General features: G+C 61.9%; 17 protein-coding genes and 1 tRNA gene. 6 read left to right on the top strand and 12 right to left on the bottom strand.

The genetic code is table 11. The features are described 5' to 3' along the window. Positions 1-4: 4 nt before the first annotated feature. From rpoB to ACERK3_00685, 4 genes are all read left to right on the top strand, one after another. Positions 5-3,796 carry a DNA-directed RNA polymerase subunit beta gene (gene rpoB, locus ACERK3_00700; GenBank protein MFA9476799.1) on the top strand — a complete coding sequence of 1,264 codons (3,792 nt, stop codon included), beginning with the start codon at positions 5-7 and terminating at the stop codon, positions 3,794-3,796. Positions 3,797-3,902: 106 nt separating this feature from the next. Further along, positions 3,903-8,372 carry a DNA-directed RNA polymerase subunit beta' gene (rpoC, locus tag ACERK3_00695; protein MFA9476798.1) on the top strand — a complete coding sequence of 1,490 codons (4,470 nt, stop codon included), beginning with the start codon at positions 3,903-3,905 and terminating at the stop codon, positions 8,370-8,372. 211 nt (positions 8,373-8,583) lie between these two features. After that, the gene (locus ACERK3_00690; GenBank protein MFA9476797.1) at positions 8,584-9,744 is read left to right on the top strand and encodes a PEP-CTERM sorting domain-containing protein; all 1,161 of its coding nucleotides are present in this window, start codon (positions 8,584-8,586) and stop codon (positions 9,742-9,744) included. 251 nt (positions 9,745-9,995) lie between these two features. After that, positions 9,996-11,297, top strand: a complete 1,302-nt coding sequence (locus tag ACERK3_00685) for a hypothetical protein (protein ID MFA9476796.1) — start codon at positions 9,996-9,998, stop codon at positions 11,295-11,297. Positions 11,298-11,383: 86 nt separating this feature from the next. On the opposite strand, the gene ACERK3_00680 is transcribed toward ACERK3_00685, so the two are convergent. The 9 genes from ACERK3_00680 to rpmF form a co-directional block, all read right to left on the bottom strand. Next, a complete protein-coding gene (locus ACERK3_00680; GenBank protein ID MFA9476795.1) occupies positions 11,384-12,139 on the bottom strand; it encodes a sugar phosphate isomerase/epimerase family protein in 756 nt (251 codons plus the stop codon). Positions 12,140-12,282: 143 nt separating this feature from the next. Then, positions 12,283-13,527, bottom strand: coding sequence for a beta-ketoacyl-ACP synthase II (gene fabF, locus ACERK3_00675; GenBank protein MFA9476794.1), 1,245 nt, complete (start codon positions 13,525-13,527; stop codon positions 12,283-12,285). Positions 13,528-13,787: 260 nt separating this feature from the next. Beyond that, positions 13,788-14,045, bottom strand: coding sequence for an acyl carrier protein (acpP, locus tag ACERK3_00670; GenBank protein ID MFA9476793.1), 258 nt, complete (start codon positions 14,043-14,045; stop codon positions 13,788-13,790). Positions 14,046-14,195: 150 nt separating this feature from the next. After that, on the bottom strand, positions 14,196-14,945 hold the full coding sequence (gene fabG / locus ACERK3_00665) for a 3-oxoacyl-[acyl-carrier-protein] reductase (GenBank protein ID MFA9476792.1): 750 nt from the start codon (positions 14,943-14,945) through the stop codon (positions 14,196-14,198). A gap of 61 nt (positions 14,946-15,006) precedes the next feature. Then, positions 15,007-15,945, bottom strand: coding sequence for an ACP S-malonyltransferase (gene fabD, locus ACERK3_00660; GenBank protein MFA9476791.1), 939 nt, complete (start codon positions 15,943-15,945; stop codon positions 15,007-15,009). An 8-nt stretch (positions 15,946-15,953) separates the two neighbouring features. Next, positions 15,954-16,346, bottom strand: coding sequence for a four helix bundle protein (locus ACERK3_00655; protein MFA9476790.1), 393 nt, complete (start codon positions 16,344-16,346; stop codon positions 15,954-15,956). A gap of 69 nt (positions 16,347-16,415) precedes the next feature. Continuing rightward, positions 16,416-17,426 (bottom strand): beta-ketoacyl-ACP synthase III, encoded by a 1,011-nt coding sequence (locus ACERK3_00650; GenBank protein MFA9476789.1) that lies wholly within the window; start codon positions 17,424-17,426, stop codon positions 16,416-16,418. After that, positions 17,423-18,454 (bottom strand): phosphate acyltransferase PlsX, encoded by a 1,032-nt coding sequence (gene plsX / locus ACERK3_00645; GenBank protein MFA9476788.1) that lies wholly within the window; start codon positions 18,452-18,454, stop codon positions 17,423-17,425. Before plsX ends, ACERK3_00650 begins: the two co-directional genes overlap by 4 nt. Beyond that, positions 18,454-18,636, bottom strand: a complete 183-nt coding sequence (gene rpmF / locus ACERK3_00640; GenBank protein MFA9476787.1) for a 50S ribosomal protein L32 — start codon at positions 18,634-18,636, stop codon at positions 18,454-18,456. The genes plsX and rpmF overlap by 1 nt, the downstream gene beginning before the upstream one ends. A 350-nt stretch (positions 18,637-18,986) precedes the next feature. Here rpmF and ACERK3_00635 point away from each other — a divergent pair. Further along, positions 18,987-19,059: transfer RNA gene (locus ACERK3_00635), tRNA-Thr, on the top strand. An 85-nt stretch (positions 19,060-19,144) separates the two neighbouring features. Here the strand turns inward: ACERK3_00635 and ACERK3_00630 are convergent. The 3 genes from ACERK3_00630 to ACERK3_00620 form a co-directional block, all read right to left on the bottom strand. Then, positions 19,145-20,239 carry a glycosyltransferase family 2 protein gene (locus tag ACERK3_00630; protein ID MFA9476786.1) on the bottom strand — a complete coding sequence of 365 codons (1,095 nt, stop codon included), beginning with the start codon at positions 20,237-20,239 and terminating at the stop codon, positions 19,145-19,147. A 236-nt stretch (positions 20,240-20,475) separates the two neighbouring features. Beyond that, a complete protein-coding gene (locus ACERK3_00625; protein ID MFA9476785.1) occupies positions 20,476-21,378 on the bottom strand; it encodes a hypothetical protein in 903 nt (300 codons plus the stop codon). Between the two features lie 20 nt (positions 21,379-21,398). Next, a complete protein-coding gene (locus ACERK3_00620) occupies positions 21,399-22,130 on the bottom strand; it encodes a cytidylyltransferase domain-containing protein (GenBank protein ID MFA9476784.1) in 732 nt (243 codons plus the stop codon). Positions 22,131-22,501: 371 nt separating this feature from the next. Between ACERK3_00620 and ACERK3_00615 the strand changes: the two genes are divergently transcribed. After that, the gene (locus ACERK3_00615) at positions 22,502-23,335 is read left to right on the top strand and encodes a transglutaminase family protein (GenBank protein MFA9476783.1); all 834 of its coding nucleotides are present in this window, start codon (positions 22,502-22,504) and stop codon (positions 23,333-23,335) included. Positions 23,336-23,373 lie beyond the last annotated feature (38 nt).

The following is a 23,373-nucleotide window of genomic DNA, read 5'->3' as shown; positions in this document are numbered from 1 at the left end:
TTCGATGCTGCTGAAGACCGTGCGCGACTATTCGAAGCGTGGGGACGCTACTGCTATCCCCAACCTCGTCGAAGTTCAGCAAGCTGCATACACCCGTTTCCTCCAGCAGGATAAAACGCACGAGAAGCGAGACCAGAAAATGGGTCTCGAATCTCTGTTGCGCGAGGTGTTTCCCATCGTCTCGTACGATGAGAGCATGCAGCTTGAGTACATTCACTACAAGCTCGACGAGCCCCGTTACACCCCTGAAGAGTGCAAGGAACTCCGACTGACCTACGGCATGCCGTTCAGGGTCGGCGTCCGCCTCGTCCGGAAGGATGTTTCGGAAATCCCCGAAGAGGAAATATACCTCGGGGAGATCCCCATCCTGCTCGGCGGCGGTGAGTTCATCATTAATGGCGCGGAGCGCGTCATTGTGAACCAGTTGCACCGCTCGCCCGGCGTGGACTTCTCGATCGCCAGTGCGGAGGCCGACCGGCCGCTGCACTCGGCTCGCGTGATCCCCGAGCGTGGCTCGTGGATCGAGCTGGAGGTGACGAAGAAGGACGTGCTGTCGATGCGGATCGACCAGTCCACCAAGATCCCCGCCACCACCTTCCTGCGCGCTCTGGACGAGAATTACTCGACCACCGAGAAGCTGCTGAGTCTGTTTTACGACTTGCAGAGCATTCCGGTGGCCGACCTCAAGCCGGAGCACTACGTCGCCAAGCCGATCATCGACACGGAAACGGGCGAAGAGCTCGTGAGTCTCGGTGCGCAGGTGGGCGAGAACATCGAGCAGGTGCTCAACAGCCCGCTCGAAAAAGTTCAGATCATCGCCAACCCGTCCGACATGCTCATCCTTAACACGCTCGCTGAGGAAAAGGCGAGCCACCTGGATGGGATGGAAGTGACGGACCATGAGATGGCGTTGCTGACGCTCTACGGCCGACTGCGGCCGGGCAACCCGCCGCAGGTCGACAAGGCCCGCGACCTGTTCAAAGAGAAATTCTTCGACGAGAACCGCTACCGCCTCGGTAAGGTCGGCCGGTTCCGCATCAACCGCAAGTTCGACCTGGAAGTCCCCGAAACCGAAATGCAGCTTCGGGCCGAGGACTTCCTCAAGGTTGTCGAGTACATGCTCGACCTGCGTGCCCAGCGAAACAAGGCCCACATCGACGACATCGACCACCTCGGCAACCGGCGTCTGCGGACGCTGGACGAGCTGGCGGTGGAAGAGATGCGCAAGGGCTTCCTGAAGCTCCGCCGAACCGTGCAGGAGCGGATGAGCGTCAAGGACCCGGACGAGCTGGCCAAGGTCGCCGACCTGATCAACTCCAAGTCGATCAGCAGCGCGATTGACCACTTCTTCGGCCGAGGCGAGCTGTCGCAGGTGGTCGACCAGACCAACCCGCTGTCGACGCTGACGCACGAACGGCGTCTGTCGGCACTCGGGCCTGGTGGTCTGAACCGCAAGCGGGCGGGCTTCGAGGTTCGCGACGTGCACATCAGCCACTACGGCCGAGTGTGCCCGATCGAAACGCCGGAAGGCACGAACATCGGCCTCATCGCCTCGCTGGGTATTTACAGCCAGATTGATGAGTATGGCTTCCTCCTCACGCCGTACCGGCAGGTGAAAAACGGCAAGCTCACGGGCGAAATCGTTCACCTGCGTGCTGACGAGGAAATGAAGTCCACCCTCGGCCCGGCCGACGCGCTCGACCTTGAGGGCAAGCTGACCAAGGGGCAAGTGCTCGCTCGCGTCGACGGCGACCTCGCGCAGGTCGACTCGGCGCAGATCGATTACGTCGACATCAGCCCCAAGCAGTTGGTGGGTGTGTCGGCGGCGTTGATTCCGTTCCTCGAACACGACGACGCGAACCGTGCGTTGATGGGCTCGAACATGCAGCGGCAAGCCGTGCCGCTGATCAAGACCGAGCCGCCAGCGGTCGCGACGGGCATGGAAAAGGAAGTGCCCCGCTACTCCGGCATGGTCGTGCGAGCGAAGAACGCGGGCACGATTACGTATGTGGATTCCGAGCGGCTTGTCGTCGACAACGCTGACGAGTACGTGCTTCGCAAGTTCGTCGGCCTGAACGAGCGCACCTGCCTCAATCAGAAGCCGATCGTCCGCCTCGGTGAGCAGGTCAAGAAGGACCAGATCATCGCGGACGGGGCGGCGACGTCCAAGGGCGAGCTGGCAGTGGGCAAGAACGCGTTGGTCGCGTTCAACACCTTCGACGGCTACAACTTCGAAGACGCGATCGTCATCTCCGAGCGACTGGTCAAGGAAGACGTGTTCACGTCGATTCACATCGACGAGTTCGACGTTGAGATCCGCGAGACCAAGCTCGGCCGAGAAGAGTTCACGCAGGACATCCCCAACGTCAGCGAGAAGATGCTGTCGATGCTCGACGAGCATGGCATCATCCGCATCGGCGCGTACGTCACGCCGGGCGACATTCTCGTGGGCAAGGTGAGTCCGAAGAGCAAGAGCGAGCTGACGCCGGAAGAGAAACTGTTGCACGCGATCTTCGGCCGAGCCGGCGAAGACGTGAAGAACGACTCGCTGGAAGTGCCCGCGGGCACGGAAGGCATCGTGATTGGTGCGAAGCGTTTCAGCCGACGGATGCACCTGAATGATGAGCAGAAGAAGCAGCTTCGCCGGGAGATGCGTGAGTACGAAGCGTCGATGGACGAGCGTGCCGCGGAGTTGTTCCGGCAGATGATCGAGCAGATCAACGAAGCGACCGGCACGCCGATGGTCGACCCGTCGACGCGTCAGAAGGCCGGTGCCAGCGACATCACGGAAGTCGTGATGGAGCAGATCGACTCGTTCGACGAGACGTGGATCAAGGGCAATAAGTCGACCCGCGAAGAGGCGGAGCAGATTTATGGCCAGTTCTGGCCGCGTATCGAAGCGCTTCGCAAGGAGAAGGAGCGCAAGCTCGCTCACATGAAGCGTGGCGACGAGCTGCCCTCGGGTGTGCTGGAAATGGTCAAGGTTTACCTGGCCACGAAGCGACACTTGTCGGTGGGTGACAAGATGGCCGGCCGACACGGTAACAAGGGCGTGATTGCCCGCATCGTGCCGGAAGAGGACATGCCGTTCCTTGAGGACGGTACGCCGGTCGACCTGTTGCTGAACCCGCTGGGCGTGCCTTCGCGAATGAACGTGGGGCAGATTCTCGAGACGCACTTGGGTTGGGCGTGTGGCGTGCTTGGCTTCCAGGCCTGCACCCCCGTGTTCGACGGTGCGACGGAAGACGAGATCCACCAGGCGATCGAAGAAGCGAACAAGCACGTGGACGATCGGCTGCGTGAATGCGAAGAGGCCGGCACGCCGCCGGGCGATCGCGAGATTCTTGCCAAGATGCCCGCGGGCGGCAAGATTCAGCTTTACGACGGCCGCACGGGTGAGCCGTTCGATCAGCGGACGACGGTGGGGCATATGTATATGCTCAAACTGCACCACCTGGTCGACGACAAGATTCACGCTCGAGCGACGGGCCCGTACAGCCTGATCACCCAGCAGCCGCTGGGCGGCAAGGCGCGAACGGGTGGTCAGCGGTTCGGCGAGATGGAAGTGTGGGCGCTGGAAGCGTATGGCGCTGCTTACATTCTGCAGGAACTGCTGACGGTCAAGAGCGACGACGTTGAAGGCCGTACGAAGATTTACGAGTCGATGGTCAAGGGTGTGAACACGCTTGAAGCGGGCATGCCTGTTGCCTTCGACGTGCTGTGCAACGAGATCAAGGGCCTTGGCCTGAACATTACGATGGAGAAGGCCGAGTTCGACGGCGGCGGGATACTGTAAAACCCTGCCCTGTTCCGTGAACCGTGGCCCGGCAGCCGCCGACGGTGACCTGCCGATCCAAGCAAACTAGACAGCTAACGCTCAACCTTTTGGAGCGTATGACACCATGGCTGAAATGACATACGACCGCGTGAACGACTACGCCTCGGTGAAGATTAACCTCGCCAGCCCCAACGATATTCGTTCGTGGAGCTTCGGCGAGGTCAAGAAACCCGAGACGATCAACTATCGAACCTACCGCCCGGAGAAGGATGGCCTTTTCTGTGAGCGGATCTTCGGCCCCGAGCGCGACTACGAGTGCGCCTGCGGCAAGTACAAGGGTACGAAGTTCAAGGGCATCATCTGCGATCGCTGCGGCGTGAAAGTGACCCACTCGCGCGTGCGACGCAAGCGGATGGGACATATCAACCTCGCGGCGCCGATCATCCACATCTGGTTCTTCAAAGCCATCCCCAGCCACCTGGGCAACCTGCTTGGCATGAAGACCAGCGATCTGGAAAAGGTGATCTACTTCCAGGACTACGTCGTCACCGACCCCGGCGACACGCCGATGAAGCCGAACCAGCTGCTCACCGAAGATGAACATCGTCAGGCGATGGAGCAGTATGGCAACAGCTTCCAGGCGGGCATGGGCGCGGAAGCGGTCAAGGAACTGCTCGCGGTGCTGGACCTGGACAAGCTCGCGGACGAGTTGCGCAATGAGCTGAAGAACACGCGCAGCAAGCAGAAGATCAAGGATATTTCCAAGCGGCTGCGTATTGTCGAGCAGATTCGCAAGAGCGAGAACGATCCCGAGTGGATGGTGATGGACGTGACGCCGGTGATTCCGCCGGACCTGCGTCCGCTGGTGCTGCTGGAGTCGGGCAACTTCGCGACCAGCGACCTGAACGACCTGTACCGCCGAATCATCAACCGCAACAATCGGCTGAAGAAGCTGATGGACCTCAACGCGCCGGAGGTCATCATCCGCAACGAGAAGCGGATGCTCCAGCAGTCGGTGGACGCGTTGTTCGACAACGGCCGATGCCGACGCCCGGTGCTTGGCTCGTCGAACCGTCCGCTGAAATCGCTGACGGACATGATCAAGGGCAAGCAGGGTCGCTTCCGCGAAAACCTGTTGGGCAAGCGCGTCGACTACTCGGCTCGCTCGGTCATCGTCGTGGGCCCGGAGTTGAAGCTGCACCAGTGCGGCCTGCCGAAGAAGATCGCGTTGGAGCTTTACCAGCCGTTCATCATCCGCAAGCTCAAAGAGCACGGCCTGGTGGACACGATCAAGTCGGCGAAGAAGATGCTCGAGCGTCGCGACCCCGAAGTGTGGGACGTGCTCGAAGAAGTGATCTACCAGCATCCGGTGCTGTTGAACCGTGCCCCCACGCTTCACCGCATGGGCATTCAGGCGTTCGAGCCGACGCTGGTGGAAGGCAACGCGATCCGCATCCATCCGCTGGTGTGCACGGGCTTCAACGCCGACTTCGACGGCGACCAGATGGCGGTGCATTTGCCGTTGTCGGTTGAAGCGCAGGCCGAGGCGAGCGTGCTGATGCTTTCGCCGCATAACGTGTTCTCGCCTGCCAACGGCGCGCCGATTATTTCGCCGTCGCAGGACATCGTGATGGGCGTGTACTACATCACGTCGATCCCCGAGCCGTTGTCTGTGGACCTGGTGAAGGAACTGGAAAACCGCTCGGAAAGCCTGAGCGACGAGCTGATCAAGCAGATGCGGGCCGTGCCGGAATACAAAGACCCGGTGGAAGCGTTGATGGCGTACGATCTGAAAAAGATCCACGTCCATCAGCAGATTGTCGTCCGGCTGCCCGAGGGTCAGTATGTGGACATGGTCACCGACCAGGGTGGCGAGCCTGTGGAGATGCCCACGTCGCGTCGTCTGGTGACGACCGTGGGTCGGCTGATGTTCAACGAGATGCTTGTGGACGGCCTGCCGTACTACAACTGCTCGCTGGGCAAGAAGGGCTGCTCGCGTGTGATTGACGATACCTACGCTCGCGCCGGCCGACCGGCGACGATCGAGCTGCTGGACGACCTGAAAGCCATCGGCTTCAAGCGGTCGACCACAGCGGGTCTGAGCTTCGGTGTGACGGACCTTCGCATCCCCGCGAAGAAGCAGGACATCATCGACGCGACGCAGAAGAAGGTCGACCGTGTCGAGAAGGCGTATCACGCCGGTGCGATCACGGACCGCGAGCGATACAACCAGCTGCTCGACCTCTGGACGCACTGCGGCGAGGAAGTCACGAAGGAACTGCTGAAGGAACTCAAGGGCGACCGCCGGTACGCCGACGGCTCGATCGCGCCGCTGGAAGGTGGCGAAGGCAAGCCTTACCTCAACCCGGTGTGGTTGATGAGCGACTCGGGTGCTCGTGGTAATGTTTCGCAGATTAAGCAGCTGGCGGGCATGCGTGGTCTGATGACCAAGCCGTCGGGCGAGATCATCGAGACGCCGATTAAGGCCAACGCCCGCGAAGGCCTGAGCGTGCTCGAATACTTCTCCTCGACGCACGGTGCTCGTAAGGGTCTGGCCGACACGGCGTTGAAGACCGCCGACTCGGGCTACCTGACGCGTAAGCTTGCGGACGTGGCGCAGAACGTGTTCATCAACATGGACGACTGCGGCACGAAGCAAGGCGTCACGAAGCACGCGATCTACAAGGGGGAAGAGGTCGACGTGCCGCTGCGTGAGCACATCGTCGGCCGAGCTGCCCGCGAGACGATCCGCAACCCGATCACCGACGAGTTGATCGTTCAGGAAAACGAGCTGATCACCGAAGAGTCGGCTCGCAAGATCGAAGCGCTGGGCATCGACTCGGTGATGATCCGCAGCCCGCTGACCTGCGAAGCGGGGCATGGCATCTGCACGAAGTGCTACGGCACGGACATGTCCACCGGCCGACCGGTGGAAGAGGGTCTGGCCGTGGGCATCATCGGCGCCCAGTCGATTGGTGAGCCGGGCACGCAGCTGACGATGCGTACGTTCCACACCGGCGGCATCGGCCACCGCACGCTGGTCGAAACCGACTACCGTGCGACCCACGCCGGCTCGGTCCAGCTGCGCGATGTCAACGAAGTGCCTGTGAAGGACGAAGATGGCAATGATGTGCTGGTCGCGCTGAAGCGCAACGGCGAACTGGCCATCGTCGACGACAAGGGCCGTGAGCTCGAGAAGTTCAAGATCCAGTACGGCTCGTACGTCACGGTGAAGCCTGGCGACAAGATCCGCAAGGGTCAGATTCTCGTCAAGTGGGACCCGCACCGCGTGCCGATCCTCGCCGAGAAGCCCGGTACCGTTCGCTTCGAAGATATCGAAGTGGGCGAAACCGTTCGGCAGGAGCAGGAAGGCAAGAGCAAGGGCGGCGCCCTGGTCGTCATCGAGCATAAGGGCGAAAAGCATCCGCGCATCGTCATCGAAGGCTCGGATGGCAAGGTGCTCGACTTCCACTACCTGCCCGCCAAGTCGCGTATCGAAGTGCAGGAAGGCGAGGCCATCGAAGCCGGCCACATGCTTGCTCGTCAGCCGCGTGAAGTCACCGGTTCGAGCGACATCGTCGGCGGTCTGCCGCGTGTGACGGAGATCTTCGAGGCCCGTAAGCCGCGCGAAGCGGCGATCATGGCTGAGATCTCCGGCACGGTCGAACTGCAGTCGGACCGTCGCCGGGGCAAGATGACGATCATCATCAAGTCCGAGGCCGGGCTGGAAGTCGATCACCACGTGCCTCAGGACCGTCACCTGCTGGTGCACACCGGCGACTACGTGTCGGCCGGCGACCCGCTGATCGACGGCCCGCTCGTGCCGCACGACATTCTGCGCGTCAAGGGCGAAGAAGCGCTCTACAACTACCTGCTCGAAGAGGTGCAGAACGTCTACCGTGCTCAGGGCGTGACCATCAACGACAAGCACATTGAGACAATCGTCGGGCAGATGCTCCGCAAGGTCCGCATCGAGAACCCGGGCGACACGGAGCTGCTGCCGAACGAAGTGGTCGACAAGTTCCGCTTCCGCGAAGCCAACGAAGGCCTCAACGACGTGGGCAAGATCAAAGAGTCGGGCGACTCCGGTCTGCCGATCGGCACGAAGATCTCCCGCGACGAGCTGAAGGAAATTCGTGCCAAGCTCGAAGCCGACGGCAAGGAACCGCCCAAGGCGAGCAAGTGTCGTCCCGCGACCGCGAAGACGCTGTTGCTGGGCATCACCAAGGCGAGCCTCCAGAGCGAGTCGTTCCTGTCGGGCGCTTCGTTCCAGGAGACGACCAAGGTGCTCACCGAGGCGGCGCTCGCCGGCAAGGTCGACACGTTGCAAGGCCTGAAGGAAAACGTGCTGCTGGGTCACCTGATCCCGGTGGGCACGGGCTTCCACCGCTACCAGAACCTGAAGGTGACGAAGCTCGCGGAGCCGCCGGCTCAGGAAGCTCCGTCGCGCGAGCAGGAGTTGGAAGCGGCGCGAGCGATGGCCGAGGCCGCCGGCGCCGAGGCGCCGGACAAGATCGAGAAGACGGTCGGCGAATCGTCGCTGGTCGCTCAACTGCTCGGCGAACTCGAAGGCGGCAACAAGGGCAACCGCTAAGCCTTCAACACGTTGACAACCAGAGAATCCACCATGCAACCCCCAGTAAACACTGGGGGTTGTTTTTTGTGGGAAGCCACTGCATAATTTTCTTCACTGGGGCCCACCGAAAAAAGTCAACCGCGCAGTGGTTGTGTCCACATGGCCCAGGAGGCTGCGTCGGTCTGACGTCACAACCTACAGGAGACGGAAAAAGATGTTGAGGGATTGCTTGAAGAGCCGCGCAACTGCGCTGGCGACGATGGTGATGGTGTGCAGTGGTGTCGTGAGCATGTCGGCCGAGGCGGCAACGGTGCAGGTGCTGGCGCGAACGGGGGATGTGGTGGATGGTCATACCGTCAGCGGCGCGATTGGCAACCGGCCCGACATCAACAACGCCGGGCAGGTGGTCTGGATGGCGAACAACCACATTTTCATTGACGAGGCGATCCACATCGCTCCGGGTACGAATATCGGCGGTCGCATTTACAACAATGTCTACGGGGGGGCGCCGGTCATTAACAATCATGGCGTCGTCGGCTTCAGCTTCCGCGAGAGCAGCCCAGCCGGGACGTTGTTCGCCACCGACACCACGCTCCAATTTGGGACCGGCGACAGCACGGTGAACGGTCACTCGCTGACGAGCGTCGGCGCGGTGTCGATCAATGACGCGGGCATGATCGCATGGGCCAGTTCTTTCAGGGACGGCACGCAGTCCATAAGTGTGATCACGACGCCAACGCAGTTTCTCATCCAGCAGGGGAACACCATCAGCGGCGTACCCGTTTCCAGCATCCCGTCGTTCAGCCGACACGCGCTGAACAGCCAGGGCGAAGCCCTGGTGATGTTCGCCGACAACAACATTCGGCATTATGCGACGCAGAACGGCGTCATCGTCTCGCAGGGGAACACGATCGGCGGTATCACCCTGACCAGCATGGACCACGGCGGGTCGATCAATGATCATGGCGACATCGCCTTCATGGGCTTTTTCGCCGGCAATACCCGCCGCGGCATTTTCACCAACGACCGCGTGGTCGCAGTGAACGGCGATGTCTTTGATGGACTGACTTTGCACAGTTTCAACGGCGGCGTTGATATCAACAACGCCGGCCAGGTTGCTTTCCTTGGCACGTTCGTCCAAGGCGGTTCGGGCCTGTTTCTCGATGACGAACTGCTGCTGAAAACCGGCGACCTGATCGATGGCGTGGCGATCACCGGCCTGGGCATCCCCGCTTTGAACGACAGCGGTTTGATCACGGCCCATGTGTCGCTCGCGGATGGCAGCCAGGCGATCGTGCTCGTGCCTGAGCCTGCGTCGGCGCTGCTGATCGCGGCCGGCCTGTTGGTCGGCGTCCGTCGACGGTTTCGCATGCCGCCGGCGGCGCGGTAAGCCGACACGCTGTGAGATTTGCATACATGCAGCGCCCGCTCTTCAATGAGGGCGGGCGCTGTTTTTACGCGCCTGTCGCGCGGTGATTGATGGTATGACAGAGCCGCCCGAGGCGGTACGAAGCAGGTGTAAGAATTGGTGATCTGGACTTGGATTGCCCGATACAGGTCGTATCGGGCCCTCGTGATGGTCGCGAGCAGCCTATCTGTTCGACCGGGTGTTGGAATCCCATCAAGCTAGAGGACAGTGCGATGATGATACATCTCAAGCGATCATGTGAAGGCGTGGGGGGGCTGCTGGCGGTGGTGTTGTGCTTGCTCGTGTGGACCGCGTCGGCGGAAGGGCGGAGCCTGTTCGAGGTGTTTGCCGCGTCGGACGACGGCACGATTCAGGCGGAGGGGGAGGGCTCGTCGCTGGCTGACCTTGTCGAAGATTTGATCCGCAGCCGGGGCGATTTCACGGCCCTCACCGCGCAGGACTTCAACGCCTCGCTGAACTACGGCGGCGTTGAAGACGCGCTCACGTTCGAAGTGTTTCAGGACGGCAACGAATGGGTCGTCATCCTGCGCAGCGAACTCACCGGCCTCGATGAGGAGTTTCGCGGCTTCAGCAGGGCGGCGGCGGAAGATGAACTCGAAGACTGGCTGAAGAAGGATGGGGCGTCGGCCTACGCGCGGTTCCAGGCGGAGATCCAGAAGCGGTCGCTCGTCGGCGTGCTCGACGGCAACCCGAACGCGACGACGGCGCTGCTCGCGCAGCAGACGTTCCGCCGATTCGGCATGGCTCGGCCGATGCCCAGCTGGTTTACGCGCGGGCAGGGGCTCGATGAAGATGGCATGGACCCGAACCCCGAAGGCGGCTGGTGGTTCCGCGTGGTCGGGCTGGGCAACTTCGCCAGCGCGGGCGACTTCAGCGTCGATGGCGGCGGCGTGGCGTTCGACACGGGCACATGGCTGACGGAAAACCTGGGGCTGAGCCTCGGCTCGATGCTGATGTTCATGGACGTGTCGGGCGCGGCGGTGGTGCACGGCGGTACGGAGTTCGGCGTGCCCGTGCGGGTGATGAACCGGCGGGCGCTGAACGACGCGGGCAGCCTGACGCTGACTTGGCAAGTAACGCCGGTGTTCAACGTCGCGGGCGCGGGCTCGGCGGACATGGTCGCGGGCGGGCTGATCTGGGGCGTCGGCGGCAGCAACCAACTCGTGCTCGGCGTGGGCGATCTCGACATCACGCTCGGCACGCAGTTGACCCATTACGAGGGCATCCGCCTCCGCGCGGGCGACTACGAGTTCAAGCCTGACCTGAATCAGCAGGTGCTCATGAACGGCGTCGTCGTGACCTATCCGATCGCGGAGGCCTTCTTCGTCGACGGCGGCGTGTCGTACACCCGCTACCTCAGCAGCGCCGCGGTGCGGGACTGGATCAGCCCGACGGTGGGCCTGGGGATGCGGCTGGGCAATCGCGGCATTCTCAATGCCAACTACACCGGCAGCTTCGGCGAAAACAGCTACCGCAACCACCAGGTGATGGTGGGCTTGAACATGCCGTTTTGAGCAGGGTCACATGATGAAATGCAGCGAAGCCCACGGCGTTCCGCCGTGGGCTTCTTGCGTTGACGTCAGGATGATATTGCACCCGGTCAGGCGGTGAGGGCGCGCATTTTCTGGACGCACTCTTTCAGCGCGGGTACGGGGTTGTCGACGTCACCTTCGTATTCGATGACAGCGAAGCCTGCGAAGTTGTTTTTAACGAGCGTGTCGACGAAGGCGGGCAGGTCGAGATTGCCCGTGCCGACGACGACGTCGTTCCACTGGCCGTTGGTGTCGAAGGTGAAGTCTTTGTAGTGGACGCCGTAGAGCCGGTCTTTGAACTGCTCGGCCCATTGGATAGGGTTGCCGCGGTGGGGGCCGATCTGCATGCACCAGGCGGTGTCGATGTTGAGGCCGATGTTGGGTCCGCCGAGCTTGAGCAGGTGTTCGATGACGTCGGGCGAGCCGCCGAACATGTAGCCGCCGTGGCAGTGGATGGCGATTTTGATGCCGAACTCGTCGCAAAGTTTGGCGGTGGCGGGCACGGCGGTCTGGTACGAGTCGACCTTGAAGTGTGCGGAGATGTACTTGGCGTTGGCGGCGGCGGCGCACTCGAACCACTTGCGTTCGGTGTCGGTGTCGCCGGTGAATGTCTGCACGCCGAGGGAGACGATTGCGACGCCCTCGTCGGCGTAGGTTTTGACGATGTCCTTGAAGGCGGCGGGGTCGCTGAAGTCGGCATGGACGGCGCAGATTTCGATCTTGTCCAGACCGATCTCGCGCACCTTGCGAGCGAGCTCAGCGTTGTCTTTGGTGTTGCGGAAGCAGTAGGACTGCACGCCGAAATCCAGAGTGGGTTGTGGCATGATTGGGTTCTCCGGCTGAAGTAAACGTTGGTGATGTGAGACAGGATAGCGGGTTTGTATGGAGGCGCGGGAATCGGAGTTGCTGCAACAAAGCCCAGGCATGGCCATGCCTGGGCTTTACGGGGTGTCGGTTTGTGGTGGGTTTAGATTTTGCCGAGGACGAGGCTGACGTTGTGGCCGCCGAAGCCGAAGGAGTTGCTCATGGCGAGCTTGACGTCGAGCTGGCGGGCCTCGTTGGGGACGTAGTCGAGGTCGCATTCCTCGCTGGGGTTGTCGAGGTTGGCGGTGGGGGGGATGCAGCCGAGCTCGATGGCCTTGGCGGTGATGATGGCTTCGATGCCGCCGGACGCGCCGAGCAGGTGGCCGGTCATGCTCTTGGTGGAGCTGACGGCGACTTTGTAGGCGTCGTCGTTGAACAGGCGCTTGACGGCGCGGGTCTCGGCGGCGTCGCCGAGCGGCGTGCTCGTGCCGTGTGCGTTGATATAGTCGACGTCGGCGGGGTCGTGCCCGGCGTCTTCGAGGGCGGCCTGCATGGCGTAGGCGGCGCCGCGGCCCTGTTCGTCGGGGGCGGTGATGTGCGAGCCGTCTGCGGACTGGCCGTAGCCGAGGAACTCGGCGTAGATGTTTGCGCCGCGGGCCTTGGCGTGTTCGTATTCTTCGAGGATGAGCACGCCGGCACCTTCGGAGAGGATGAAGCCGTCGCGGTCTTTATCGAAGGGGCGTGAGGCGTGGGTGGGGTCGTCGTTGCGTCGCGAGAGTGCTTTGAGCGCGACGAAGCAGCCCAGGCCCAGCGGGGTGAGGGCGGCTTCGGAGCCGCCGGTGATCATCACGTCCGCGGCGTTGTAGCGGATGGCGTTGGCGGCGTCGCCGATGGCGTGGGCTGCGGAGGCGCAGGCGGAGGCGACGGCGTTGTTCGGGCCCTGGATGCCGAAGTGGATCGAGATGTTGCCCGACCCGGCGTTGCACATGAGTTTCGGGACCATGAACGGGCTGAGCCGATCGGGGCCTTTTTCCATGAGCTTGCGGTGGCCGTACTCGAACTCTTCGATGCCGCCGATGCCTGAGCCGATGATCGAGCCGCAGCGCCAGCTGTTTTCTTTGGCGAAGTCGAGGTCGGCGTCTTTGACGGCGTCGACGGCGGCGTCGAGTGCGAACTGGGCGAAGCGGTCAAGTCGTTTGGCGTCGCGTTTTTCGATGTTGCGTGGCTGGTAGTTGAGCACCTCGCCGCCGAAGCGCACGGGATAAGCGGAAGCGTCAAAGCGCTCAATGGCATGGACACCGCTCTTGCAGGCGAGCAGGTCGGCCCAGACCTGTTTCACGTCATGGCCGAGGCTGGTGACCCAGCCGAGCCCGGTGATGACAACACGACGGCGTTGATTGTTGTGCATGATGGATTGATGAACCTGTGAAGCTGACACCGGAAATAATAGCGCGGGGCTTACCCTCGTATCCTGCCCGTTGCACAAAAAGCTGACGAAACGCCAAGCCCGACTCAGGGGTCTCCTGACCGGGCATGAGCGGTGTTGACCGCTGGTCTGGCGAATCCCGTCAAGCCACATGCACATGGCAGCCGACGACGGCAAGCCCCGCGCGACAGCACGACAGTTCGCTGCTCGCCCCCGAAATACTTCCCGGCGGAAGCGGCGATTCAGCCCTGGTTGGCTTTGCTGACGTGTTCTTTAATGAACTCGATCGCTTGGCCAACGGTTTGAATCTTCTCGGCTTCCTCGTCGGGAATCGAGGTTTCGAACTCGTCTTCGAATTCCATCACCAGCTCGACGGTGTCCAGACTGTCGGCGTTCAGATCGTTCACGAAATTGGTTTCGCGATTGATCTCGCCCTTGTCCACGCCCATCTGCTCGGCGACGATCGAGATTACCTTTTCTTCAATCTCTTTTTCTTCCATCGTCTGCGTCTCCTTGTTGTCCTGCCGGCCGAAGCGGCGGGGGATCGGGGTGCCTGAAAAAAACAGTTACGTCATTGCACGCCGGAATATAGCGTTGTGTCGGCACACTCACAAGCCGCCAACGTTACCGAGGCCACACACCTCGGCATCTTAAGCCATCGTCATGCCGCCATCGACCGTCAACACCTGCCCGGTCACGTAGCCCGCGTCCTCCGAGCAGAGGTACGCGACGGCCCCGGCGATCTCGTTGGGCTGACCAAAACGACCGGCAGGGGTGATCTTAAGCACCGAATCCTTCACCGGTTGTGGCAGCACGTCCGTCATATCCGTCTGAATGAAGCCTGGCGCCACCACGTTCGCGGTGATGCCCTTGCTGGCCATTTCCTTCGCCATCGACTTGGTCATGCCAATCACGCCAGCTTTTGCAGCGGCGTAGTTGCTCTGACCCGCGTTGCCCACCACGCCCGACACCGAGCCGATGTTCACGATACGGCCCCAGCGCCCCCGCATCATAGGCCGGATCGCCGCTCGACACGACACGAACACGCTGCGAAGGTTGGCTTGAATCACGTCGTCAAACTCCTCGTCGCTCATCCGCAGCATCAGGTTGTCCCGCGTGATGCCGGCGTTGTTGACCAGGATGTCCAGTCGGCCGTACTCGTCGGCGACCGCTTCCACCAGTTGGGCCAGGCCCGCGTGGTCGGTGATGTCGCAGGGCTTGACCGCCGCCTCGCCGCCGTCGCTCTCGATGGCCTGCTTGACCGCTTCGAGCTTCTCGACGTTGCGGGCGGCACAGATCACCAGCCGACCCTGCTTGCCCAGTGCCCGGGCCACCGCTTCACCAATGCCGCGCGACGCTCCGGTCACGACTGCTACCCGCTTGTCAGAATTATCCGCCATGATCGGTCATCCAATCCAGTTGAGTCAAATGGTTTTCTTACATCTGTGTCGCGCCCCCAGCTTACGCGGGGGCGGGTGCTTCTGCGAAATTCTCGACCTTCGCCTTGCGGTCGATCCGTCGCATGAGGCCGGAGAGCACCTTGCCCGGGGCCAGTTCCACCAGGCGGTCTTCCGCGTGGCTGGCCAGCATGTGCTCCATCGACTGGCTCCAGCGTACGGGGCTGGTGAGCTGCTCGACCAGCCGAAGCTTGATGGACGCGAGGTCTTCGATCGCGTGCGGCCGAGCGGTGACGTTCGAGTACACCGTCACCGCAGGCGTGTTCCACTGCACCTCGTCCAGCGCGGTCGCCAACTGGTCGGCAGCGGGCTGCATCAGCGGCGAGTGAAACGCACCGGCGACGGCGAGCTGCGTCGCCCGCAGGCCCATCTTCTCCGCCACGTCCAGCGAGCGCTCGCAGGCGGCCTTGCTGCCGCTGATGACGACCTGGCCGGAGCAGTTGAAGTTCGCGGGGACGAGGACGTCGCCCTTGGCGGCATCTTCACAAAGCTGGTTGGCGGTTTCTTCGTCTGCTCCGATCAGTGCGACCATGCTCGACGGCGTCGCCTCGGCAGCGGCCTGCATCGCCTGTCCGCGAAGGCGGACGAGTTGCAGGCCGTCGAGGAAGTCGAACGCACCGGCGATGTGCAACGCGGTAAACTCGCCGAGGCTCAGCCCGGCGGTCGCCTTGACCGTGCCGATCTGCTCCGCCTCGAACACTGCCTGATAGCAGGCGACCGAGGTCGTGTAGATGGCAGCCTGGGCGATGTCGGTCCGATTCAGCTGCGTCTCCGGGCCTTTGAAGCAAAGCTCGCTGACGGAAAAGCCCAGTGCCCGATCCGCTGCTGCGTACGTCTGTGCTGCGACGGGATGGTGGTCGAACCAGCTTTTGCCCATGCCGACATGCTGCGCCCCCTGGCCGGGGCATAGGACGACGGTGGGGGTGTTGGTGGTGGTAGTCATGACGTTGCTCAAATTTCGGATTTCGGATTTCGAATTTCGGATGTTGGGAGTTGTCGGCGTTTCGTGCTCCGGAGCGTTGCGGTCAAAATCGCAAGCAACTCGCGGCACTCCTGCTGCAAATCTGCCAAACGGTCGGCCGTCATAATCTGGGCCGCGTGGATCAGTTCGAGCCAGTACAGCGTTTCATCCGCTTCACGCTCCGCAATCTCCAGTATCGAAACAAATTGCTTGCGAGACGAGGCCCGCAACGCCTCCCGGTAGTTCGCTCCGATCGATGTCCCCGACTTCAACACCTGTCGGCCGACCACGTCTCCAATGCGTCCCGATGGAAGCGACGAGACCAGCCGCACGATTCTCACGCCAAACGCCAGCGTACGGCCTTTCATCTGATCGCGATCCATCAACGCCCCCCGTGTTTTTGATCAGCCCCAATTGCAAATCCGAAATCCGAAATTCGAAATCCGAAATTCTCAAAGCCGCCACAAACTCGTCCCCCACGAAAGTCCGCCGCCTTGGGCGACGAAGATCACGTGATCGCCGGGGTCGAGTCGGCCTTGATCCATCAACTCGTGCAGGCAGATGCCCACGCTCGCCGCGGAGGTGTTGCCAAAGCGGTCGATGTTGATGTACACCTTGTCCTGATCGAAGCCCAGCCGTTTCCACGCACTTTGCAGCATGCGAATGTTCGACTGGTGGGGGATCACCATCTTGATGTCCGCGGCCGTCAGCCCGGTCGCGTCCAGCGCCTCCGCGACGCAGTCGGCCAGGGTGGTCACGGCAAACTTGTACACCGCCTTGCCGTTCATCTGAAGCGTGTTGAGCTTGCCCGAGTACGCTTCCTCTTCGCCGGGCGGAATGTCTTTTTCAGTGCGCGGCACGTACAGGCTGTTGCCGCGGTTGCCGTCCGACGACAGTCGCTGGTAAAGGCAGCCCTGCGTCGAGTCGTCCGAGGCGGTGAGCACCGCGGCGCCCGCGCCGTCGCCGAAGAGCACGCACGTCCGCCGATCGTCCCAGTTCACGACGCTGGAAAGCACTTCCGCGCCGACGACGGCGACGTTCTCACACGCGCCGCTGGCGATGAAGTTGTTGGCGGTGTTGATCGCCGCTACCAGGCCGGTGCATGCGATGTTCAGGTCGAACGCGCCGCAAGGGACCGCCCCGAGCTTGGCGACCACCTGCGCGGCTGTGGCTGGGCAGATCATGTCCGGCGTCATGGTGGCGCAGATCAGCAGGTCGAGCTCGTCGGGCGTCATGCCCGCGTTTTCCAGCGCCTGCTGCACCGCTTGGGCTGCGAGGTCGCTGGTCTTCTCGCCTTCACTGACGCGGGCCCGGCTTTTGATGCCCGTACGCTGGGTGATCCACTCGTCGTTCGTGTCGACGATCTTGGCCAGGTCATGATTGGTCAGACGCCGCGTCGGGACGGCCATCCCCGTGCCGGCCAGACGGACGCCCGCGGGAGGCGGGGTGTGCCGACGTGTCATGCAACTTCCTCAGAGGCAGGCTCATTGGCCGAGACGGCGTCCACGATCGCATCGTTAATGCCCAGCTTGGCATACTTCATGCCGGCTCGTATAGCAGCGGTGATCGTCCGCGCCTCGCTTGAGCCGTGACAGATGAGCATGATGCCGTTCGCGCCCAGCAGGGGGGCTCCGCCATACTCGTGATAGTCGTGTTTCTTGTAAATCTTCTTGACGATTGGCTCGAACTTCATCGCCAGGTCCGGATCTTCCTCGAAGATCTCGTGAGCGATCGTCCGGAACAACCCCGCCGCGAGCCCCTCCGCCAGCTTGAGCACGACGTTGCCCGTGAACCCTTCGGTGACGATCACGTCCGCCTTGCCGTCGAAGATGTCCCGGCCCTCGGCGTAGCCGACGTAGTTCAGGCTCGTGTCGTCTTTCAGCAGCTTATGGGTTTCGCGTACCAGCGCGTTGCCCTTGCCTTCCTCGCCGCCGATGGACATGAGCGCCACCCGCGGGGTGTCCAGCTCGATGAGTTTTTGAGCGTAGATCGCCGACATCTGGGCGTACTGGTGCAGGTGGTGCGGCCGCGGCTCGGGGTTGGCCCCGACGTCGCAGATCACCACCGGGCCGAAGAACGTCGGCATCGTCACCGCGATGCCCGGCCGATTCACCCCCGGCAGCCGACGCAGGTACTTGCCCGCCGCCGCCACGCACGCGCCGGTGTTGCCGGCGCTGATCACCACATCGCATCGCTTGTCGCCCGCCCGCTTTCCGCCGGCCTCGGCCATGCGGGTGATCGAGCTGTCCGGCTTCTCGCGCAGCGCATTGACAGGCGGCTCGGCCATCTCAATAACCTGAGACGTCCCGACCACCTCCACGCGCGGCTCGTCCTGCAAGCGACGCTCCGCCATCTCCTCGCGGATGATCGTCTCGTCGCCGATCAGCACCAGCCGATCGTCGCTGGACAACAGCTCCAGCGCATCCAGGCTCCCAGCCAGGATCGCATCAGGCGAGTGATCCCCACCCATCACATCGATGGCGATACGCACTAGTCTTCCTTGTCAAAATCAAGCTTCAGGCCCGGGCGGACGTACCCACACTCACGGCACGCCACGTGGGGCCGCTTCGGCGAGCCGCAGTTCGGGCACCGAACCGCCTGCGTGCCGCGAAGCCCCAGGTGCGAGCGGCCCTGTCGCGACTGCGACCGCGATTTTCGTTGAACGGGAACCATGCCTATGACCTTCCAGGCTGGCGCGATCGAGCAAATCTCGATGGCGGGTTGGCGAACACGGAAAGGGGACACTGACAGCGCGCGGCCGCAGCGTGCCCCAACGGAGAAACGGAAAAAGTAGCCGCCCAAAGCCGCCGCGTCAAGGCGGCTCGCCCACCCACCCGACCATTCATCATAGTCGGCCAAGTCGGCATCGGGTCACCACCGCGGCCGATCGCATCCATCGGATCGACCCAGACCCACCGCAGCTTCATCTAAAGTGTACTACAATGCTCCGCCGATTGCGCCGCCTCACAAGGCCGTATGTTGCACCGCCGGCTCGCCGACGTAAAATCCGACGCCAAGCCCTCGCCACCTTAGCTCAATTGGCAGAGCAGCAGTTTTGTAAACTGCAGGTTGCCGGTTCAAGTCCGGCAGGTGGCTTTGCCGAAAAACCCGGTTTTCAGGGTAAAACCTGATGCTATCCGCCCATCACGGGCGAAGGGACAGGTGTAGCCGAACCGGGCTTTCAGTTCTGCGAAGTTGGCGTCAAGGCCGCTCGGCGCGATTCGGGGCAAGTGGGTGCCGCCTGCGATCCCAGGCATGCCGCCCATGCGGTGCGATACGCCTGGGGCAGTTCGTCAGCGGACGCGGCAAGCAGTTTTGGCAACTGGGCAATCGCGATCCGGACGCCGATCACCCGTTCCCGGCCGAAGGTGCTTCGCACGCCGCCGAGATAACCCAGCAGCTTGTATCGCGAGAAACGCTTCAGGGTGCGCCGCGCCGGGGCATCGAGCGGTGCGTGCTTGCAAACCACATATGCGCGGTTGAGCACTTCCATGACACCAAGCTGGCGGCCCGAGGCCCGCTTGCCCGGAGCCTGGTAGTGATACACACGAGCCTGCCGTGCGCCCGCCACAATGCCGTGCCGCCAGGCTCCAAACGAAGCGTCGACGTCCTCGTTCAATGCGTAGTCGGCCAGATGCTCGTCAAAGCCAACTTGTTTGGCCACCGATGTCCGGAAGCTCATCCGGTAACCGGTCATGTACTCCACCGGCACGACGTCATCTTCTGCAAACCAGTCCGGCAGATCGCGTGCGTTCCACATCGATCGGCCGTGAACGACGAACGGATCAGCACAAAGCCGACGCTCCAACGCCGTCCGCGGATGCGCCACCCATTGCCGCACCCGGGCGCCGAAGCTCATCCGATAACCCCCCGCGGCCGATCCACTGAGCACGCCGGCTGGCGGCACGGCCGCGGGCGCCGCGCATACGGCGCTGATGCGCTCGTCCTTGTCTCGCTCGTAAACATTCATCATCCGGTCTGCGACATCCGGCGACCACAGCGCGTCATCGTCCGGAAACATCACCACCGGCGAATTGACACGGCTGAGGCCGATGTTCCGCTGCAGTGTCAGCCCACGCGGGGCTTGTTCGAGCGTCACCGGCACCGGCGAGTCAGTGCAGATCCGGTCGACCACCTCGGCGGTGGCCTTGTGGTCGTCTGACGAATCCACGATGAAGATGCCCTTGGGCAGGCGTTGCTGCCGCAACATCAAAGGCAGTGACAGTTCGAGCGCCGATGTGCGGTTTCGCGTGGCAATGACAATTTCATAGTCCATTCAGATTGCTCTCGTCTCCGTTCTGGCTACGGCGCAGCCCCCGCTTGTCCGATGCAAAATACTGATCGGCTCCCCGTTCGCAGCGAACCGGATGCGATGCTGCGCGCATCGCGAACCCTTTTCATTGCCATCTTGTATGTCGGTCGCTTCAAAAGAAAACTGAAGTTTTTGCCCACTGATCTACAGAAATCACGCATTGGCAGGCCACACGGCCAACCTCGCCAGACCATTTGACATCATATGGTAGCGGCCTCAGCCAGCGTCATGCGGGGGATTCCAGGATGCAGCAGGCTGCGATCCGACACCAGCGTCAGTTCGACACCTCTGGCCTTTAGCCATGCATTGAGATGTTCGCTCGAGCGAATGATCAGATCATTCTCACCGACCTGGACGGGCGTGCGATTGTAGATGTAGCCCAGGTCGTGGAGGGCTCTTCGTTTCACATGCCGTATGGCCCAGTTCAGACCCCTCAGGGTCCGGTCTCCGCCCACGCGACGGGTGATGCGCTGTAGTCTTTCATTGAGTTGCCAATCAGCGATACGGCTTCCGAAATCGCGTTCAGCGTAAAAATGTTCAAGCGACGCCGCTTTCGCCGAGCCGAGGTCCCATCCAATACACACAATCCTGCGCACCCCGAGGTGAACGGCAAGGAACATGACAACTTCGTACATGATTCCCGGCCCCCACGGCCGTATCTGCGTCTGCTCCAGCGTATACCGTTCAAACTCAGAGGTGGCAGCGAGGCTGCGCTGCAATCGTTCGTCTGTTTTCAACGATGGGTCGACTTCCATCTCAAAACGCACATCCGGAGACTGGCCGTATATGACCGGGTCTTTGGGCGCTTTCAATTCGACGCCGATGCAATCATCCCCGCGTTTCGGGTATTTCTGATGATGCCATCGGTTGAACACATGAAAGTCAGCTTCGGGCGCCTTGAACATCGCTTGTTTTACGGCGATCCCCAGTCGGCCTTGCAGAACACGACTGATGTCCTCCGCGCTGACGTCGTTAAGCGACGGGCCGCAGGTAAACACCCAGCATTCTTCCCCCTCGTAGGCGTTGTGCAGAACGTCCAGCGCCGAATCAGTGCTGCGACATGCAGCCAGGCGTTTTTTGAGATCTCGAGTCCGTGAGTGCATGGAGTGCTCCGGCCATGCTTTTATAAATCGGAATAGCCAATATAGTCATTGACCTGAATCGCAGAGAGGTACCAGACGCTGGCGGATATATCGATCCAGGAATGGACGTCGCGACCCGTTACCCATGGGCGTTCAATGGTCCGGCACTTTTCACCCAGCCAAACCCATGGGCTCGGCCCCTTTTGAGCATAAGCGCACTCCTTCTGAAATGCCCATACGCCCTGGTCATAAAAGTATGCTGGCGGGTAGGCCTGCCGGTTGGAGCCAGCGTCGATGCCGAGATAAGACTTGACGTACCCTTGCTCATCAACTTTCAAGGCCCGAAGCGGATGGTCGTCCTGAGCTTTCCAGACGCTGACACAAGAGTCGCCTTCGCCTGACGACACGACCCCGATCGACTGATCGATTAAACCCGGCGTCACGTGAACGGTGTTGCCGAGCAGGACGACCACGTTTTCCACATCATCCCGTCGCTTCTCAACCTCGCGGACGGCATGAAGAATGACGTCCTTGTGCATGCTCTCCGGACCACTGAGCTCAGCCGGCCGATCGATCACCTCAATGCCTTCCTTGGCGGCCAGCGACTTGATCAATGGATCTTCAGTCGAGATATAGACAGCGTCAATACTCGCCGCCAGTTTCGCTGCTCGCATGGGATACAGAATAATCGGGACCCCCATCACGGGGATGACGTTCTTGTTCCCAATAGATTGATTGCCTCCTTTGGCCGTAATGATTGCAATATTTGCCACATCAAAACCTTATGTGAGTTTTTGTTGCCGGGAGCTGATTGTTTCATTTCGCAAACGAAGCGTCAAGCTCGTTTTTGAGCGTGAAATCGATCCCGGATGGTGAGATGGCATTCGATCGACACCCCTCATTGAGGGCTACGGACCCGTCTACCGCCCGGATGGCATGCATGACAAAACCTTGCGTGAATCGGCCTCGAACACGGGCTGCGGGTCAGTCGGACAGGCCTTTTTCGGCCTCCAGAGCGAGCTTTTCGCCTCATCGCTGACAGGCCGGCTATGCTTTCATCTGGACTCACCGTTTATGGGCCCGATGAGGGCTTACGAGATCGCCCCGCCAGGCGGAGACGCTGCCCGAGGCAGGAGATGTTGTTGTGGCGAAGTTTTCGGTCGGATGCACGTTGAAATACCAGTTGCCCGACGCGTCCACTTTCGTGATGAACGTGGCCGCGGCGCGGACGGCCCATCAGCAGATCGAGCAGGAGCGGTTTGAGATCACGCCCGCCGGCCCGGTCGAGGAGCATGTCGAGCCGACGACCGGCAACCGCTATCACCGCTTCGCGGCCGAGTCACAAGCGGTCAGCCTGCATTATGCCGCCATGGTGACGTATACGCCACGGCTCGCCGACGTTACGACGCTCACCGTCGCGCCGCCCGATCGGCTGCCGCTGTGGATTCTGCCCTACCTGTTGCCCAGCCGATATTGTCAGTCCGACCACCTGATGCGTCTGGCCTATCGCGAGTTTGGCGGCCTGCCGCCGGGCTATCAACAGGTGCGGGCGATCTGCGAGTGGATCTACCGAAACGTCGACTACCTGGTCGGCATGACCGGGCCGCTCACCTCCGCCTTCGACGTCGCCACGTCGCGCGTGGGCGTCTGCCGCGACTTCGCCCACCTCGGGATCGCGCTTTGCCGGGCGGTCAACATCCCGGCTCGCTTTGTCAGCGGATATGCCTACCAGTTGTCGCCCCCCGATTTTCACGCCATGTTCGAAGTCTGGCTGGGCGACGGCTGGTACCTGTTCGACCCGACGTGGCAGGTGTTGCCCCAGCACATGCTGCGCATCGGCACGGGACGGGACGCGACCGACGTTTCCTTCGGGCTGATTTTCGGTGCCGCGATGATGACGAGTATGGAGATCCATGCCCACGCGCTGGATACGGATGACGCCGTGCAACCTATCGACGTCGCAGTGGCGGCGATCTGAAACGCGTCGGTCGTGTCACGTCGCCAAGACGAAAAGCA

The sequence above is a fragment of the Phycisphaerales bacterium AB-hyl4 genome (genome assembly GCA_041821185.1).
Taxonomy (GTDB): domain Bacteria; phylum Planctomycetota; class Phycisphaerae; order Phycisphaerales; family Phycisphaeraceae; genus Natronomicrosphaera; species Natronomicrosphaera hydrolytica.
Note: the sequence above shows the minus strand (reverse complement) of the source record. Positions and strands in the feature narration are given on the sequence as shown.